Origin of the sequence: Streptomyces sp. NPDC005494 (assembly GCF_042872025.1) — a bacterium.
In the GTDB taxonomy this organism is placed as follows: domain Bacteria; phylum Actinomycetota; class Actinomycetes; order Streptomycetales; family Streptomycetaceae; genus Streptomyces.
Genome location: NZ_JBIAJR010000001.1, coordinates 592080 through 608813 on the forward strand (window position 1 = coordinate 592080; position 16734 = coordinate 608813).

13 protein-coding genes are annotated in these 16734 nt (G+C 72.6%); 7 read left to right on the forward strand and 6 right to left on the reverse strand.

Translation table 11 applies throughout. The features are described from left to right. Positions 1-103: 103 nt before the first annotated feature. The 3 genes from ACFYQ6_RS02695 to aroQ are packed head-to-tail and all read right to left on the reverse strand — an operon-like array spanning position 104 to position 3253. Positions 104-1897 carry a bifunctional sugar phosphate isomerase/epimerase/4-hydroxyphenylpyruvate dioxygenase family protein gene (locus ACFYQ6_RS02695; RefSeq protein ID WP_388759991.1) on the reverse strand — a complete coding sequence of 598 codons (1794 nt, stop codon included), beginning with the start codon at positions 1895-1897 and terminating at the stop codon, positions 104-106. A gap of 25 nt (positions 1898-1922) precedes the next feature. Beyond that, positions 1923-2786, reverse strand: coding sequence for a shikimate dehydrogenase (locus tag ACFYQ6_RS02700; RefSeq protein ID WP_361570808.1), 864 nt, complete (start codon positions 2784-2786; stop codon positions 1923-1925). Continuing rightward, the gene (aroQ, locus tag ACFYQ6_RS02705) at positions 2783-3253 is read right to left on the reverse strand and encodes a type II 3-dehydroquinate dehydratase (protein ID WP_361570811.1); all 471 of its coding nucleotides are present in this window, start codon (positions 3251-3253) and stop codon (positions 2783-2785) included. Before aroQ ends, ACFYQ6_RS02700 begins: the two co-directional genes overlap by 4 nt. A gap of 180 nt (positions 3254-3433) precedes the next feature. Between aroQ and ACFYQ6_RS02710 the strand changes: the two genes are divergently transcribed. Next, a complete protein-coding gene (locus ACFYQ6_RS02710) occupies positions 3434-4093 on the forward strand; it encodes a TetR family transcriptional regulator (protein ID WP_361570814.1) in 660 nt (219 codons plus the stop codon). 261 nt (positions 4094-4354) lie between these two features. Further along, positions 4355-5716: an MFS transporter gene (locus tag ACFYQ6_RS02715; RefSeq protein ID WP_388759995.1), complete on the forward strand. Its 1362-nt coding sequence runs from the start codon at positions 4355-4357 to the stop codon at positions 5714-5716. A 172-nt stretch (positions 5717-5888) separates the two neighbouring features. On the opposite strand, the gene ACFYQ6_RS02720 is transcribed toward ACFYQ6_RS02715, so the two are convergent. Next, positions 5889-7967 carry a bifunctional glycosyltransferase 87/phosphatase PAP2 family protein gene (locus tag ACFYQ6_RS02720; protein WP_388759998.1) on the reverse strand — a complete coding sequence of 693 codons (2079 nt, stop codon included), beginning with the start codon at positions 7965-7967 and terminating at the stop codon, positions 5889-5891. 327 nt (positions 7968-8294) lie between these two features. Between ACFYQ6_RS02720 and ACFYQ6_RS02725 the strand changes: the two genes are divergently transcribed. Continuing rightward, on the forward strand, positions 8295-8771 hold the full coding sequence (locus ACFYQ6_RS02725) for a GNAT family N-acetyltransferase (RefSeq protein ID WP_361570823.1): 477 nt from the start codon (positions 8295-8297) through the stop codon (positions 8769-8771). Positions 8772-8785: 14 nt separating this feature from the next. Here the strand turns inward: ACFYQ6_RS02725 and ACFYQ6_RS02730 are convergent, their stop codons facing one another. Next, the gene (locus ACFYQ6_RS02730) at positions 8786-10831 is read right to left on the reverse strand and encodes an MDR family MFS transporter (RefSeq protein ID WP_361570826.1); all 2046 of its coding nucleotides are present in this window, start codon (positions 10829-10831) and stop codon (positions 8786-8788) included. 137 nt (positions 10832-10968) lie between these two features. Between ACFYQ6_RS02730 and ACFYQ6_RS02735 the strand changes: the two genes are divergently transcribed. Both ACFYQ6_RS02735 and ACFYQ6_RS02740 read left to right on the forward strand, forming a co-directional pair. Then, positions 10969-12009, forward strand: a complete 1041-nt coding sequence (locus ACFYQ6_RS02735; protein ID WP_388760002.1) for a peptidoglycan-binding protein — start codon at positions 10969-10971, stop codon at positions 12007-12009. Between the two features lie 288 nt (positions 12010-12297). Further along, positions 12298-12960, forward strand: coding sequence for an HAD-IA family hydrolase (locus tag ACFYQ6_RS02740; RefSeq protein ID WP_361570832.1), 663 nt, complete (start codon positions 12298-12300; stop codon positions 12958-12960). Positions 12961-13314: 354 nt separating this feature from the next. On the opposite strand, the gene ACFYQ6_RS02745 is transcribed toward ACFYQ6_RS02740, so the two are convergent. Beyond that, positions 13315-14049, reverse strand: a complete 735-nt coding sequence (locus tag ACFYQ6_RS02745) for an ABC transporter permease (RefSeq protein WP_361570835.1) — start codon at positions 14047-14049, stop codon at positions 13315-13317. 234 nt (positions 14050-14283) lie between these two features. Here ACFYQ6_RS02745 and ACFYQ6_RS02750 point away from each other — a divergent pair, with 234 nt between their 5' ends. Continuing rightward, complete coding sequence (locus ACFYQ6_RS02750) at positions 14284-14928, forward strand: HNH endonuclease family protein (protein WP_388760006.1); 645 nt, start codon at positions 14284-14286, stop codon at positions 14926-14928. 114 nt (positions 14929-15042) lie between these two features. Further along, positions 15043-16719: an alkaline phosphatase D family protein gene (locus ACFYQ6_RS02755; RefSeq protein WP_361570840.1), complete on the forward strand. Its 1677-nt coding sequence runs from the start codon at positions 15043-15045 to the stop codon at positions 16717-16719. Positions 16720-16734 lie beyond the last annotated feature (15 nt).

A 16734-nucleotide genomic window follows, 5' to 3' on the forward strand; every position in this document is an offset into this window, starting at 1 on the left:
GCGGATCGGTCCGCCGGGCCGCCCGGGACTCCCGGCGGTCCGGCGGCCGGCGCCGGCCGGCGCGTGCGGGGCGGCGGGCCTGACCGCCGCGTCGGCCGATCGGTCATTCGGCCAGCGCGTGCTGGGCGGCGAGCCTGACCGCGGCGTTCCGGGCCCCGTATCCGTCGTACCCGCCGACGCGCTCGACGAGTTCGAAGAAGAGCCGGCCGGTCGTCACCGTGTAGCAGTGCCTGAACTCCCCCTTCTCGTCCCGGTCGTAGAGGATGCCGAGCTCCCGGTAGGTCTCCAGCTCGCCGGGGGCGAACGTGTGGTGTGCGGCGAGGTCGTCGTAGTAGTTGGCGGGTACGGGCAGCAGCCGGGCTCCCGCCGCGCGGGCCCGGCGGACGGTGTCCACGAGGTCCTCGGTGAGGAGCGCGACGTGCTGGGGCCGCCCCCCACGGGCGGGGTCGTCGGTGGGGGAGGCCCCCACGCCGAGCGCGATGCGCACGGTGCCGTCCTCGTTGCTGGCGGCCCGGCTGCGCAGCAGACCGTACGGGTCGGCCAGGTCGACGCTCGCGTGCGGACGCAGACCGAGCACGCCGCGGTGGAAGAGGGTCGCCTCGTCGAAGTGGTGCCAGGGCTGGGTCAGCGCGACATGGTCGACACGGGTGATCCCGACGGTCTCCGGGGCGTGCGCCGCGGGCGCGAAGTCGCCGATCCAGCCGGTCCGCCCCGAGCGGTCGGTGGCGCAGAAGAAGAATTCGGTGCCGTCCGGCGCGGCCACCGCGTCCAGCGGGGCGTCCTGGGGCGCCCGGCGCCTGGGCAGGACCGGGGCGAGCAGCGTCTCGGCGCGCGCGGAGGCCCTCGCGGGGTCCGGGCTCTCCAGGCCCACCGCCGTCAGCGAGGGCTCCGGCCGGTGGCTGCCGGTGTCGGTGTTGACCAGGATGCGGGCCTCGCCCTGCTCCCAGAGGTCCACCGGCTTCCCGGCGTGCCTGGCCGTACGCGAGAAACCGAGCGCGGTCAGCACGGGAGTGATCCTGGCCGTGTCGGCCGTGGCGATCTCGACGAAGGCGAAGCCCGTGGGGACGACCGGCTCCGGGGGCGCGGCCAGCCCGGCCGACTCCTGGAGCAGCGTCAGCGACCGGCAGGCGTCCACCGCGGTCCGGCCGGCGTCCGCCTGGCGGAAGACGTCGTTGAACACCTCCAGGGAGAGGGGGCCTTCGTATCCGGCGCGGACGGCGGCCCGGACCAGCCCGGCGACGTCGAGGTCCCCCTGACCAGGGAAGCAGCGGTGGTGGCGGCTCCACTGGAGGACGTCCAGGGCCATCTGCGGGGCGTCGGCGAGCTGGAGGAAGAAGATCTTCTCACCGGGGATGGCCTCGATCCCCGTCACGTCGGACCCCCGGGCCAGGATGTGGAAGCTGTCCAGGCAGACCCCGAGAGCGGGATGGTCCGCGGCCTCGACGATGCGCCAGGCGTGTTCGTACGTGCTGACATGGCGGCCCCACGCGAGCGCCTCGTAGGCGACCCGGATCCCGTACTCCCCGGCGAGGTCGGCGAGCTGCCGCAACTGCCCGGCGGCGAGGTCGTCGTCGTCGACCGCGTACGGCGACACGCTGGAGCAGACCAGGACGGTGTCGGCGCCGAGCCGTCGCATGAGCCGGAACTTGTGTGCGGCCCGCCGCAGATTGCGGGCGAACTCGTCGGCGGGGACTGCCTCGATGTCGCGCATCGGCTGGTACAGGTCGATCGTCAGGCCGAGGTCGGCCGCCTGGTCCCTGATCTCCTCCGGGGTGAGCGGGCTCCCGATCAGGTCGTTCTCGAAGATCTCGACGCCGTCGAAACCCGCGCGCGCTGCCGCGGTGAGCTTCTCGGTGAGCGTTCCGCTGAGCGAGACGGTGGCGATGGACGTACGCATGTCGGTCCTCCTGCGGGGCTGGGCTTCAGCGCGCGGACGTGAGATCGGCGATGTCCGCGAGCATGCGCGCGGTGTCGGGTTCGCGGCCGGTGAAGAGCCGGAAGGCGTCGGCCGCCTGGTAGGCGGCCATGCCCGCGCCGTCGAGGGTGGGGCAGCCGAGGGCCCGGGCGGTGCGCACGAGCGCGGTCTCCAGCGGCCGGTAGACGATCTCGGCGACCCACAGCGCGGGGTGCAGCAGGTCGGCGGGGAGCGGCAGTCCCGGGTGGGCGGCCATGCCGATGGGCGTGGCGTTGACCAGACCGTCGGCGTCGGCGAGCCGGTCCGCGATGTCCAGGAGGTCGGCGGCGGCGGCACGGCCGGGGCCGAAGTGGTGGTCGAGGGAGGCCACGAGCGCCTCCGCCCGCTCGGGCCGGGCGTCGAGCACGGTGAGCCGGCCGGCGCCCAGCGCGAGGAGGGCGTGGGCCACGGCGGCCCCGGCCCCGCCCGCGCCGAGTTGCACGACCCGGTCCAGTGGCGCGTCGGGCAGCCCTCGGGCGAAGGACGCGGCGAAGCCGGTGGTGTCGGTGTTGTGACCGATCGCCCGGTCCCCCTCGAAGACGACGGTGTTGACCGCGCCGAGGGCTTCGGCCTGCGGCGAGAGTGCGTCGAGGTGGGCGAGGACCTGCTGCTTGCAGGGGTGGGTGACGTTGAGCCCGTCGTAGCCCATGTTCCGTGCGGAGCGTACGAGTTCGCCGGTGTGCTCGGGCGCGATGCCGAGCGCGCCGATGTCGATGAGGCGGTAGAGGTAGCGCAGCCCCTGCCGGTCCGCCTCGCGTTCGTGGAGGGCGGGGGTGAGGGAGGGGCCGATGCCTGTGCCGATGAGGCCGACGAGATACGAGTCCGGGCTCAACGGTTCTCCTCCAGCAGACGGGCGAGATGGGTGAGCGCCATGGCGTAACCGTGGGCACCCGCGCCACAGATGACGGCCTCGGCGACGGACGAGACATAGCTGTGGTGCCGGAAGGCCTCGCGCCGGTGGATGTTCGACAGGTGCACCTCCACGACGGGCAGGTCCACGGCGGCGAGCGCGTCTCGCAGGGCGACCGAGGTGTGGCTGTACCCGGCGGGGTTGATCACGATGCCCCGGTGCGCGGTGCGGGCCTCGTGGACGGCGTCGATGAGCACACCCTCGTGGTTGCTCTGCCGGCAGTCGGCGCGCAGTCCGTGGGCCTGCGCGGTGGTCCGGCAGAGCTCGTCGAGGTCGGCGAGGGTGTCCTTGCCGTAGACCGCGGGCTCGCGCAGGCCGAGCAGATCGAGGTTGGGTCCGTTCAGGACGAGGACGGGGACGCCTGGGGGCGGGACTGGGGGGTTCGGCATCGGTCACTTCCCATGGATGCGCGGGCCGAGGGTCCGGCCGGCACATTCGACTCTAATGTACGGACTGGTTAGTTAGTCATACCGAAAGACAGGCGCACTGGGAAGACCCTGGACGGAATCGGCCGCCGAAGGCGCCGCTCTACAATCGCGTGCACGCACCGACTCCCGCGAAGGATCCGGATGACCAGCACCGAAGGACCCGCCCAGCCCGCTGTGCGCACCCGCGACGCGGCGCGCACCAAGGCCGAGATCCTGACCGTCGCGACGCGGGAGTTCGCCCGCCTCGGTTACGCGGGCGCCCGGGTCGACGAGATCGCCGCCAGCACCGCCACCACGAAGCGGATGATCTATTACTACTTCGGCGGCAAGGAACAGCTGTTCACCGCGGTGCTGGAGCGGGCGTACACCCGGATCAGGGAGGCCGAACAGCTCCTGGACGTCGAGCACCTGGACCCCGTTGCCGCGGTCCGCCGGCTGGCCGAGCTGACCTTCGACCACCACGAGGAACACCCGGACTTCATCCGCCTGGTGAGCATCGAGAACATCCACGAGGCGGAACACATCGCCGCCTCGGCCGAGTTGAGCCGGATCAGCTCACCGGCGATCGAGGTGCTGCGGCGCATCCTCGACACGGGGCGCGCGTCGGGGCTGTTCACGGCGGACGTCGACGCCGTGGACCTGCACGCGATGATCAGCTCGTTCTGCTTCTTCCGCATCGCCAACAGGCACACCTTCGGCGCCCTCTTCGGCCGCGACCTGGTGGAGACCGGCCGGCGCGAGCACTACCGGACCATGCTGGGCGACATGATCATCGCGTACCTCACGGCCGAGCGACACTAGGGCCTTCCGTTCGGGCCGGGCCGGATCGGGGGAACGGGGCCGGGGCACGCGCCCGGCACGGGCCGGACGAGAGGCTTCGGGCCTTTCGGGGAGAAAGGCCCGGATTCCGCACGGCCCGCCGATCGGTTTCCGTGCGGACTCTTGACAGGGGCGACAACTGCTCGCAACATCCGTAGCCATCCGCAACTAACTAACTGGTGCGTTAATTATCCGGGTCCGCTCGCCCCTCCCCCGCACGGACGTCCCCCGAAGGAGCCCGACGTGACCGCTCACGACCCCGCCGCCGGCCCCCCGTCCCCACCGCAGGCCCAGCCCCGCAAGGCCGCGCTGGCCGCCTGGATCGGCAGCGCGCTGGAGTACTACGACTTCTTCATCTACGGCAGCGCGGCGGCGCTGATCTTCCCGAAGGTCTTCTTCGACGAGTCCGACCCCGCGAATGCGACCCTGCTGTCGCTCGCCACCTTCGGCGTCGCGTACGCCGCCCGCCCGGTCGGCGCGCTCTTCCTCGGTCACGTCGGGGACCGGCTCGGCCGCAAGAAGATCATGGTCTTCACGCTGATGCTGATGGGCCTGTCGACGTTCCTCATCGGCTGCCTGCCCACCCGGGACCAGATCGGCGGGGCCGCGCCCGTCCTGCTCGTCGTGCTGCGCATCCTCCAGGGGATATCCGCGGCCGGTGAGCAGGCCAGCGCCAACTCCATGAGTCTGGAGCACTCGCCGCAGCACCGGCGCGGCTACTTCACCAGCTTCACCATCAACGGCACACAGGCGGGCCAGCTGATCGCGACCCTCGCCTTCATCCCCGTCGCCGCTCTCCCCGAGGAGCAGCTCCTGTCCTGGGGCTGGCGCATCCCGTTCTGGCTGAGCGTCGCCGTCGCGGTCACCGGCTGGGTCATCCGGCGCACGCTGGAGGAGACCCCGGTCTTCACCAGGCAGGCGGAGACCGAGGGCGTGGCGAAGATGCCGCTGGCCGTGCTGCTGCGCGACCACTGGGCCGATGTGCTGCGGGTCGTGGCCGCAGCCGTGATCGCCACGGTCAGCACGATCTTCACCGTCTGGGCGCTGTCGTACGCGACGAGCGACGCCGTGGGCCTGAGCCGGACCGGCATGCTGTGGGTCGGCGCGCTGGCGAATCTCGTCGCCCTGTTCACCATCCCGCTCTGGGCCCGGCTCTCCGACCGCATCGGGCGCCGCCCGGTCTTCCTCGTGGGTGCCGTCGGCAGCGCCGTGGTGATGCCGCTGTACCTGTGGGCGATCTCCACCGGCAGCTTCCCGCTGGTACTGATCCTCGGTGTGCTGGTCTTCGGCGTCGTCTACAGCGCGGCGAACGGCATCTGGCCCGCCTTCTACGCCGAGATGTTCCCCACCCGCGTCAGGCTCTCGGGCATGGCGATCGGCACGCAGACCGGTTTCGCCATCGCCGGCTTCGCGGTGGCCTTCGCCTCACAGATCGCCGGTCCCGACGGGGACAACTGGGCCGGTGTCGCGCTCTTCGCCGCCGCGCTCTGTGTGCCGCCCGCCGTCGCCGCTCTCACCGCCCGGGAGACGGCGCACGTGGCCACGGAGCTGCTCGGGGAGCGGCCCGGCACGGCCGAGCAGGCCGGAGTATCGGTCAGGGCCTGATCGCACGGTACGCCGCCGGGCTCGGCGCTGGGCTCGGCGCTGGGCCGTTCGGGTGGCGGAACACCCGCCGCGGGCGGATGCTGGAGGACGCGGCGATCCATGCCGAAGGGGTGCGGGGACGGCTCGGGAGAGCCGCCCCCGCACCCCTTCGGTCCGTACGCGGCGCCAGGTCCTACGCCTTGGTGCCCGCCGGTTCCGCGGACACGACGGGCTGCCCGGCGGCGCCCCTGATGTCGAGGCCCGTCTCCTCGGCCGTGTCGGTACCCGCCCCCGTCGCGGTACCCGCCCCCGTGCCGGCCTCGAGCCGCCGGGGCCCGGCGAGGACGTACGTCAGCCCGAAGCCCGCGGCCACCACGGCCGCACCGCCGACCGCGTCCAGCACCCAGTGGTTGCCGGTGGCGACGATGGCGGAGACCGTGAAGACCGGGTGCAGCAGGCCGAGTGCCTTCATCCAGGCCTTCGGTGCGAGCAGCAGGATCACCACACCGCACCACAGCGACCACCCGAAGTGGAGCGACGGCATCGCCGCGTACTGGTTGGTCACCGCCGTCAGCGCCCCGAAGTCGGGGCTGTCCAGGTCCTGCACACCGTGGACCGTGTCGATGAAGCCGAGCCCCGGCATGAGGCGCGGGGGCGCCAGCGGGTAGAGCCAGAAACCGAACAGGGCGAGAACGGTGGCGAACCCGATGGTGGTGCGGGCCCAGCGGTAGTCCGAGGGTCTGCGTACGTACAGCACGCCGAGGATCGCGAGCGGCACGATGAAGTGGAACGTCGAGTAGTAGTAGTCGAAGAAGTCGCGCAGCCAGGGGATGCCGACGACCGTGTGGTTCGCCCAGTGCTCGATGTCGATGTGCAGCCACTGTTCCGCCGAGTGGATCTGCCTGCCGTGCTCCTCGGCGGCGGAACGGCCCGCGGTCGCCGCCAGCCTGACCTTCGCGTAGGCGGAGTAGACGACCCGGATGAGCAGGAGTTCCAGCAGCAGGTTGGGGCGGCTGAGCACCCGCCGCCAGAAGGGCACCAGCGGCACCCATGTGAAGCGGGACGGCACCGGCCGGGCGTGGCCGGTGGGGATCGGCCGCTGCCAGTGCGGTGAGGTGCGGGACAGGAAGGGCGCCACGCAGGCCGCGCCGAGCGCCGTGACGAGCAGGATGTTGTCGCGTACGGGGATGATCAGCCCGACGTTCGGCAGCAGCATCTTCCCCGGCAGCGTGAGGACCAGCACCACGACCGCCGGCCAGACCAGCCGGTCGGAGGCGCGGGTGCCGACCCGGCCGACGACGGCGAGCAGCACCCAGAGCAACTGGTGCTGCCAGGCGGTGGGCGAGACGGCGACGGCCGCACAGCCGGTGACGGCGACGGCCAGGAGCGGCTGCCCGTCGCGCGCGTAGCGGACCGCGCGGCGCAGGGCGACGAGGACCACCGCGGCGGCCAGGACGAGGAACAGCGCGATCTCCAGCGGTCCCTGGAGCCCGAACCGCAGCAGCGCGCCGTGCAGCGACTGGTTGGCCAGGCTGTCCGGCCGGTCGCCGAGCCCCGATCCGGCCAGGTGGTGCACCCAGTACGCCCATGAGTCGCGCGGCATGGCCGCCCAGGCCAGCGCCGTGCAGGCGGCGAAGGCCGCGCCCCCGGTCACGGCTGCGCGGCGCCTGCCGGTGAGCCAGAACAGGACGGCGAAGAGCAGTACGACCGGCTGGAGGGCGGCGGCGATCCCGGTCAGCACTCCCGGGAGCCGCTCGCCGCGTGCCACGAACCAGGCGAGGAGCACCAGCAGGACCGGCAGGACGCTGGTCTGTCCGAGGAAGAGGGTGTTGCGCACGGGCAGCGACACCATCAGCAGGGTGATCGCGAACGGGGCCGCCAGGAACGCCGTACGCCGGCTCACCGGTGTGGGCAGTGCGCGTACGGCGACGTGGCCGAGCGCCACGACCAGCAACAGGGTGCCGAAGGTCCACACGACACCGAGGGCCTGTTCGGCCGAGGCCGTCAGCGGTTTCAGCACCAGCCCCGCGAACGGTGTGCCGGTGAACCGGCCGGGTTCGTACAGGGAGCCCGCCATGTGCAGCACCCCGGTCGCACCGGTCCAGGTCTCCAGGTCCGTGAGGCGCTCACCGGCCGGCCTGCCCAGCACCACCGCCATCTGCCGCACCGCCAGGACGGCGACGAGCAGCCAGAGGACAACCCTGGCCACCGCTGCCCTCGCCCCCGGGTCCGACGCCACGTTCCCCCGCACACTGCGCTCCGCATCTGCCACGCTGCGCCGACCCTCCCGTTTCACGCACTTGTCCCCTCGGCCCGGGTTTGTGCGGATGTAGCCTCGCATTGCCCTGTGAGGTAGACACAATCAACCCCTACTTCGCCTGAGTGTCACCACTCATTTGCAGAAAGAATGACCGAATCCCGACCTGCTCCTGGGCGGGCCGGCCTTCGTGCACCGTGACGGCCCGCGGCGTCGACGCCCGGGGAGGGCCGGCCTTCGTGCACGACCGTGACGGCCCGTGGCGTCCACGCAGCGCGGGCCGTCCCCCCTGGGCGCCGGAAAGGGTTCGTCACACGATCACACCCCGGACAGAATGACCCGATGACCTGGACCGTGACCCCCGAACACTTCGCGACCCCCGACGCCGCCCTGCTGCGCCGGGACTACTACGACGAGGTGGCGAGCCGCTACTGGGGCCGCCCGGCGACCACGGCCGAGATCGACGAAGGCCTGAGCGACGACGGCGCGGACCGTCTCGCCCCGCCCACCGGGCAGTTCCTGGTGGGACGGTACAACGGCGAGCCGGCGAGCTGCGCGGGCCTGGTGCTGGTCGGCGGGGCGACCGCGGAGCTGACCCGGGTGTTCGTGCGCCCCGGCTTCCGCGGCACGGGCGGCGGCGGTCTGCTGCTCGCGGGCATCGAGGAGTCGGCACGGTCGTACGGGGTGAGCCGGATCCGGCTCGACACCCGCGACGACCTGGTCGAGGCGCGCGGGCTGTACGCCAAGCACGGGTACGGGGCGGTCCCCGCGTTCAACCGGGGGCCGTACGCGGAGCACTGGCTGGCCAAGGAGCTGTGAGCCCCGGCCCCGCGTCAGCCCACCGAGTGGTCGCGGCGCGGGTCCGGCATGTGCGGCCGTTCCTTGCTCGACCCGCTCACCTCGGCCGACAGCTCCGTCACGAGGCGGACGAGGTCGGTGGGCCGGTCGGGGGTCCACCAGTCGCCCAGCAGCTCGGCCAGGGACTCCTCGCGGGCCTGCGACAGCCGCACCACGGCCTCCGCACCCCGCTCGGTGAGGACCAGCTGCATGCCCTCGCGCCGGGCCAGGCCGCGCTCCTCCACCTGACGGGCGGCCGAGGTGATCACCCGCAGCGGCACGGGGGCGACATCGGCGAGCCTGCCCGGCTCGACGGTGCCGTGCCGCTTGATGCGCAGCAGCAGCCAGCTGGCGGCGGGCAGCAGGTCGTAGCCCGCCCTGGCGGTGATCTTCTCGTAGATCTCGCGGCGCCCCTCGCGGGTGGCGAGCACCGAGAGCGCGCGGGCGCACTCGTCGTACGAGGACCGCTGGACCGGGTTGGAGGCCAGGGTCTCGCTGGGGTCGGGGGCCGTGACCGAGCCGCGCAGGGGCTCCTCCTTGAGGAACCAGGCGAGGACGAACGCGATCAGGACGACGGGGGCCGCGTAGAGGAAGACGTCGGTGATCGCCGTCGAGTAGGCGCTGAGGACCGAGGGGCGCAGGTCGGCCGGCAGCCGGCCGATGGCCCGGGGGTCGGCCGCCAGGGCCCCGGCGTCGACGCCGGCCGGCAGTGACCGGCCGCTGAGCGCGTCCTCGAGTTTGCCGGTCAGCCGGTTGGTGAAGATCGTGCCGAAGACGGCCACACCGAACGAGGCGCCGATGGACCGGAAGAAGGTCGCTCCGGAGGTGGCGACGCCGAGGTCCTCGTATCCGACGGAGTTCTGCACGATCAGCACGAGGACCTGCATCACGAGGCCGAGTCCGGCGCCGAAGACGAAGAAGCAGAGGCTCATCGTCCAGGTGGAGCTGTCCTCCGAGAGCAGGTGGAGGAGCAGCAGACCGACGACGGTGAGGGCGGTGCCGGCGATCGGGAAGACCTTCCAGCGGCCCGTACGGCTGACGATCTGGCCGGAGCCGGTCGAGGTGATGAGCAGGCCGAAGACCATCGGCAGCATGTGCACGCCGGACATGGTGGGGGTGATGCCGTGCACGACCTGGAGGAAGGTGGGCAGGTAGGTCATCGCGCCGAACATCGCGAAACCGATGACGAAGCTGATCACGGCGACGAGGCTGAAGGTCCGCATCCGGAACAGCTTCAGCGGCAGCACGGGTTCGGCCGCCCGCTGTTCGGCCGCGACGAAGGCGACGAGCAGCACCACGGCGAGGACCGCGAGCACGACGATCTGCGCGGAGCCCCAGGCCCAGGTGGTGCCCCCGAGGGAGGCGACGAGCACCAGGCAGGTGGCGACGGAGGCGATGAGGAAGGTGCCCAGGTAGTCGATGGTGTGCTTGGTGCGGCGCACGGGGATGTGCAGGGCCGCGGCGATGACGAGCAGCGCGACGACACCGACGGGCAGGTTGATGTAGAAGACCCAGCGCCAGCTGAGGTGCTCGGTGAAGAAGCCGCCGAGCAGGGGGCCCAGGACGCTGGTCACACCGAAGACCGCACCGAACAGGCCCTGGTACTTGCCTCGTTCGCGTGGACTGACGATGTCGCCGACGATCGCCATCGACAGCACCATCAGCCCGCCGCCGCCGAGCCCCTGGAGGGCGCGGAAGCCGATCAGCTGCGGCATGTCCTGGGCCATGCCGCAGAGCGCGGAGCCGATGAGGAAGATGACGATGGCCGTCTGGAAGAGCCTCTTGCGCCCGTACTGGTCACCGAGCTTGCCCCAGAGCGGGGTGGCCGCGGTCGCAGCCAGCATGTAGGCGGTGACCACCCATGACAGATGGTCCAGGCCGCCGAGTTCGCTGACGATCGTGGGCAGCGCGGTGGAGACGATGGTCTGATCGAGTGCGGCGAGCAGCATGCCGAGGAGCAGTGCGCCGATGGACACGAGGACGTTCCGCCTGGACCGCCCCTCCCCCGCTTCAAGGGGTGGCGGGCTCAACTGCTGGGCCATGTGCATCTCCTCGGTCCGCTTCACCCCCATCCTGGCCGGTATGGGCCGTTACGGCCTGCCGAGCAGTTCTGCGGGCGTTGGGCTTCCCCGTGGCGGCCTGCATAATCGCAGCAGTTCAAAGGGGAGGGGAACCCACGATGACCGGACATATGTGCCCGGAGTGCGGTGGCGAGCAGAGCGCGAGACCCGGGGCGGGGTGCGCCTGCGGGGCCGCCGCACCAGGAACACGGGACGGGCAGGGCCGCCCGTCCGGCCCCGGCCGTGAGCCCGGGCGGGCTGCGCGGGACGTGCGCGCGGCCGAGATCGCGGCGGCCGAGGACTTCGACCCGCTGCGCATCCGGCCGTACGTGACGCTGAACAGCGACGACGCCGCCGACACCTACGACGGCGACGGCACGCAGGACCGGGGCGCTCCCGCCGCCGCGACGACCATGCCGCTGTTCCTGGGCGGTGCGCCCGGACCCGTACCGGGCGACCTGCCGGGCCCGCTGCCCGAGGCCGTCGTCGCGGGGGGCCCGGCGCACCGGCGCACCCCCGCCGCCTACGCGGGTGACGGGCCCGACCCCGTGCAGCCACGCCGCCGGCGGCCCTTCGCCGTGGCGGCCGTGGGCGCGGCCGTGGTCGCGGTGGTGGGAACCGCCGCCTTCGCCGGGGGCCTGTTCGACAGCGAGGACAAGCGGGACACGGCGCTTCCCGAGGTCACGAGGACGAGCGTGCCGGATGCCACGGGAGGCCCCGCCGAGTCGGTGTCGGCCTCTCCGTCGCAGTCCGCGTCCGCGACGCCGTCCCGGTCCGCGTCCGCGTCGCCGTCGGCCTCCCCCTCGGCGTCGAGGAGCCCGTCGGCGTCCCGTTCCGCCACCCCCTCGGCGACCCCTTCGCCGACGGCGTCCGCGACGACCGCCCCCGCCACGACGGCGGCGGCGCCCCCGGCCGAGGTGTCCGGGCCCACCCTGCGCCGCGGGGACGAGGGCTCGGAGGTCGTCGAGCTCCAGCGCAGGCTCCAGGAGATCTGGGTCTACCGGGGGCCGGACGACGGCGACTACTCGTCACGCGTGGAGCAGGCGGTCGCAGAGTTCCAGCGGTGGGTGTCGGTCCAGGGCGACCCCTCGGGCGTGTACGGGCCGGAGACCCGCCGGGCCCTTGAGGAGCGGACGAGCGGCTCGGGGCGGCGCTCCTGACCGCTTCCGCGAGGGCTTCCCGACACACGCCGGCTTCCGGGACGTGTTCCGCGTTCCCGGCGCGCGCCCGAGGGCTCCGCGAGGGCCTCCCGGGGCTCACCGAAGGCCGACCGGAGCACACGAGGGCCTGCCGAGGTCTCGTCCGCCATCGGATTGGCGTTTCGGCGCAGCTTTTTGTACCGTGAGGGAACAAAGTAGCCTCCGCCCGTTCTCCCTGACCGGCGGGCGGGGCTGCTTGTCTTCTTCACCGCAGCTGTGAGCTGTCCCCCCGCGCTCTGGAGCATGCCGATGCAGGCCACCGTCCTCGAAGCCCGCGCCCTCCTGCTGGACATGGACGGCACCCTCGTCAACTCCGACGCGGTGGTCGAGCGCTGCTGGCGCCGCTGGGCGATCGCGCAGGGCCTGGACCCCGTGGCGGCGCTCAAGGTGGTCCACGGCCGCCAGGGATACGCCACGATGGCCGCCCTGCTGCCGGACCGGCCCATGGAGCAGAACTACGCCGAGAACCGGATCATGCTCGCCGAGGAGACCGCCGACACCGAGGGCGTCGTCCCCATCGGCGGCGCCCCCGCCTTCATGGCGTCGATCGCCGGCCTCCCGCACGCGCTCGTGACCTCGGCCGACGAGGCACTCGCGCAGGCCCGGATGACGGCGGCGGCCCTGCCGATGCCGGAGACCCGGGTGACCGCGGAGATGGTCGGCGCGAGCAAGCCGGACCCCGAGGGCTTCCTCAAGGGCGCGGCCGAGCTGGGCTTCGACCCCGCGGACTGCGTCGTGTTCGAGGACTCCGAGGCGGGCATCGCGGCCGGCCGGGCGGCAGGCATGCGCGTCGTCGGCGTCGGACCGCGCGCGGCGGCGCTCTCCCCCGACGCCCACGTCGAGGACCTGACGCGGCTCCGGGTCGAGGCGACCGCGGACGGCTCGATCCGCCTGCACATCGACGCCCGCTGACCGCCTGACCTCCGGCCGGCCCCCCACCCGTACGGCGACGCCCGGCACCGGGCCGGTCGACACCCGCGCGGCCGGTACCGGGCCGATCGGCGCCCGCACGGTGACCGCCCGACACCAGGACGGTCCGCACCCGCACGGCCGGCACCGGGCCGGTCCGCACCCGCACCCGCACGACACGGGCCGGCACCGGGCCGGTCCACACCCGCACGGCCGGTACCGCGCCGATCGGCGCCCGCACGGTGACCGCCTGACACCAAGCCGATCCGCACCCGCATCTGCACGGCGTCCGCCCGCCACCCGGGCCGGACCCCGGTCCCGGCCGGCCCACTGGCGCCGCCCCGCACCCGCGCCCGCTCATTCCCGGTGCAGCAGCCCCCGCGCGATCAGTTCGAGCACCAGCGCGACGGCCACGGCCTGCACGGCCAGCAGCGCCACCAGGACGAACAGCTGCACCGCTCCCGCCTCCACCGGTGAGGCGCCCCCCAGCAGCATGCCCACGAAGGCCCCCGGCAGGGTGACGAGCCCCACGGTCCTGGTCTGGTCCAGCCCCGGCAGCAGCGCGTCCGACGCCGCGGGGCGGGCGATCTCCAGCCGGGCGTCCCGGTCGAGCAGGCCGAGCGCCATTCCCGCCTCCACCTCACCCCGCCGGGTGGTGAGTTCGTCCAGCGCGCGCCGCCCGCCCAGCACGGTCGCGGTGAGCGCACCCCCGATGAGGATGCCCGTCACCGGGATCAGCGCGATGCCTCGCGCCGGGAGGAGCCCGGTGAGGAGCAGCGCGACGACCACCGGGACGACCCCGGCGGCGATCGGCAGCGCCGCCCACCACCAGGTCCGGTTACCCGTGATCCGTCGCCCCGCCGTGCGCACCGCGACCGCGAACATGAGCGCGAGGAAGCCGAGCAGGGGCCCCAGGGAGCGCACCACCCAGCCGATGAGCAGCGAGACGGCCGCCAGCTGGACCGCGGCCCGCAGCCCTGCCACGGCGATCTCGCGGGACCGGCCGAGCGAGGCCCATGCCGCTACGGCGGCGGCGAACACCAGCAGTACGGCGAGCACGACGCCGAGCGTCGGAGTGACCGGAAGCAGCACGCGGCCACCCTACGGGCGCACGCACAGAGGCCCCGCCGATCCGTGCGCCCGTCAGTTCGCCCTGTCGAACACCCTTCGGACGGGACGTCAGATCTACTGTCCTGCCTCTTGATGTGACGTGCGCATGTCGTCAGGCTGTTACCTGGTGACCACCCCACCGAAACCCGGCGCCGCAACGATGGCCTGGCTTCACAGGTCGCCAGCCCGACGTCCCCCCACCTCAAGGGAGTTCGAATGTCCGGTATCTACGCGCGTCGCATAGCCGTCGTCGCTGCCTCGGCCGCGCTCGCCGCCACCACCGGGCTGCTCACGGCCCCGACCGCCCAGGCCGCGATGCCCACCCCGGTCTCCGCGTCGACCGCCCGCACCTACCTGGGCCAGCTCGCCGTCTCCACCGAAGGTTCGTCGACCGGCTACAGCCGCGACAAGTTCCCGCACTGGATCACACAGTCGGGCGCCTGCAACACCCGCGAGGTGGTGCTGAAGCGCGACGGCACCGGCGTCGTCCAGGACTCCGCCTGCGCCGCGACCAGCGGGAGTTGGTACTCCCAGTACGACGGCGCGACCTGGACCGCGGCGTCCGACCTGGACATCGACCACATGGTCCCGCTCGCCGAGGCCTGGCGTTCGGGGGCCAGCGGCTGGACCACCGCCCAGCGCCAGTCCTTCGCCAACGACCTGACCCGCCCTCAGCTCATCGCGGTCACGGACAACGTCAACCAGTCCAAGAGCGACCAGGATCCGGGCGAGTGGCTGCCCTCGCGCACGGCCTACCGCTGCACCTACGCGCGCGCCTGGGTGCACGTGAAGCACTACTACGGCCTCAGCGTCGACTCCACCGAGAAGAGTGCCCTGCAGTCCGTCCTGAACGGCTGCTGATCCACCTCCGCCCCCGCCCCTGAGCCCGCGGGCCCGGGACGGAACCGACCCGCCCTCCTCCGTCGTTCCGTACCCTACGGAGCCATCGTGCACGGCGACGCGAGGAGGGCACACATGGCCGGGCTACGCCTGGGACCACTGCTGAGGTACGTCGACTGGGAGACCGGCTCCCGGGCGACGGTCTGGGTGGAGGCGAGCAGACCCTGCACCGCGGAGGTCCGCTGCGAGGACGGGGCGGCGGGCAGCTCACCCACGTTCGCGGTCCAGGGGCACCACTACGCCCTCGTGGTGGTGACCGGCCTGACCCCCGGCTCTACCACGCCCTACGAGGTCCTGCTCGACGGCCGCCGGGTCTGGCCGCCCGAGGACTCACGCTTCCCGCCGAGCACGATCACGACGCCCGCCCTGCCGCAGCCGGAGGAGGCGGGACCGGTCCGGATCGCCTTCGGCTCCTGCCGCTGGGCGGCCCCGCCGGCCCACGGTCACGACGCGATCGGTCCCGACGCGCTCGACGCGCTGGCCACCCGTCTCGCCGCCGACCCCGGTGCCGCACGCCCGGACGTCCTCCTGCTCCTGGGGGACCAGGTGTACGCGGACGAGACCTCCCAGGCCACCCAGCGACACCTGGCGGCCCGCCGGGACCTGAAGGAGGCGCCCGGCGCAGAGGTCGCGGACTACGAGGAGTACACCCACCTCTACGACGAGTCCTGGCGCGACCCGGACGTGCGCTGGCTGCTCTCCACGGTCCCCAGTTGCATGATCTTCGACGACCACGACGTGGTGGACGACTGGAACACCAGCGAGTCATGGGTCCGGGACATGCGCCGCACCCCCTGGTGGCACGAGCGGATCGTCAGCGGACTCATGTCGTACTGGGTCTACCAGCACATCGGGAACCTCTCCCCCGACGCCCTGGAGGCGGACCCGCTCTACGCGGCCGTCCGGGCCGTCCCGGACGGCACCGAGGCCCTGCGCACCCACGCCGCGGCGGCCGACGCCGATCCCACGCTCACCCGGTGGAGCTACCGGCGTGTTTTCGGCCGAGTACGGGTGATGATGGTCGACACCCGCGCGGCCCGTGTACTCGGCGAGCAGGAGCGCTCGATGCTCCGCGACAGCGAGGCGCGGTGGCTGCGCGAGGAGGTGCTCGACGACCCCGGCGCGTACGACCACCTGTTGATCGGCACCTCCCTGCCATGGCTCCTGCCGCCCCTCATACACGACGGGGAGTCGTGGAACGCCTCACTGTGCCGGGGGGAGCGGGGCGAGCGCTGGGCCCGTCTCGGGGAGAAGATCCGACGGGCCGGTGACCTGGAGCATTGGGCCGCGTTCCCGGATTCCTTCCGTCGGCTGACGGAGCTGCTGAGGGAGGCGGGAAGCGGTCCGGACGCACCGGCGACGATATGCGTACTCTCGGGCGATGTGCACCATGCGTACGTCGCCGAGCCCCAGTGGCCCGACGGTGCCACACAGGACGCTCCATCCTCACGCGTCCTGCAGCTGACCTGCTCCCCCGTCCACAACTCCGTCCCCGGATACATGCGTGCGGGCTTCCGGTTCGGCTGGAGCCGGGCAGGCCGGTGGGTAGGGCGCGCGCTGGCGCTCCACGGGCGGACGGAGGCGCCGCCGATGCGCTGGCACAGGACGGGCGGGCCCTGGTTCGGCAACCAGCTGATGACGCTCACACTGCGAGGCCGAAAAGCTTCGCTGACATTGGTTCAGGCCAGAGACAGGCCGGCAGGGGCGCAGTTGGAGACCGTCATGGAGCGCTCACTCACATCGAACGAATGATCGAGTTTCAGCCAA

What these genes read in the sequence shown, in the direction of transcription:
- ACFYQ6_RS02695 (WP_388759991.1), bottom strand. Translation starts at nt 1,897, where the DNA reads ATGCGTACGTCCATCGCCACCGTCTCGCTCAGCGGAACGCTCACCGAG.
- aroQ (WP_361570811.1), bottom strand. Translation starts at nt 3,253, where the DNA reads ATGCCGAACCCCCCAGTCCCGCCCCCAGGCGTCCCCGTCCTCGTCCTG.
- ACFYQ6_RS02710 (WP_361570814.1), top strand. Translation starts at nt 3,434, where the DNA reads ATGACCAGCACCGAAGGACCCGCCCAGCCCGCTGTGCGCACCCGCGAC.
- ACFYQ6_RS02725 (WP_361570823.1), top strand. Translation starts at nt 8,295, where the DNA reads ATGACCTGGACCGTGACCCCCGAACACTTCGCGACCCCCGACGCCGCC.
- ACFYQ6_RS02730 (WP_361570826.1), bottom strand. Translation starts at nt 10,831, where the DNA reads ATGGCCCAGCAGTTGAGCCCGCCACCCCTTGAAGCGGGGGAGGGGCGG.
- ACFYQ6_RS02735 (WP_388760002.1), top strand. Translation starts at nt 10,969, where the DNA reads ATGACCGGACATATGTGCCCGGAGTGCGGTGGCGAGCAGAGCGCGAGA.
- ACFYQ6_RS02740 (WP_361570832.1), top strand. Translation starts at nt 12,298, where the DNA reads ATGCAGGCCACCGTCCTCGAAGCCCGCGCCCTCCTGCTGGACATGGAC.
- ACFYQ6_RS02750 (WP_388760006.1), top strand. Translation starts at nt 14,284, where the DNA reads ATGTCCGGTATCTACGCGCGTCGCATAGCCGTCGTCGCTGCCTCGGCC.
- ACFYQ6_RS02755 (WP_361570840.1), top strand. Translation starts at nt 15,043, where the DNA reads ATGGCCGGGCTACGCCTGGGACCACTGCTGAGGTACGTCGACTGGGAG.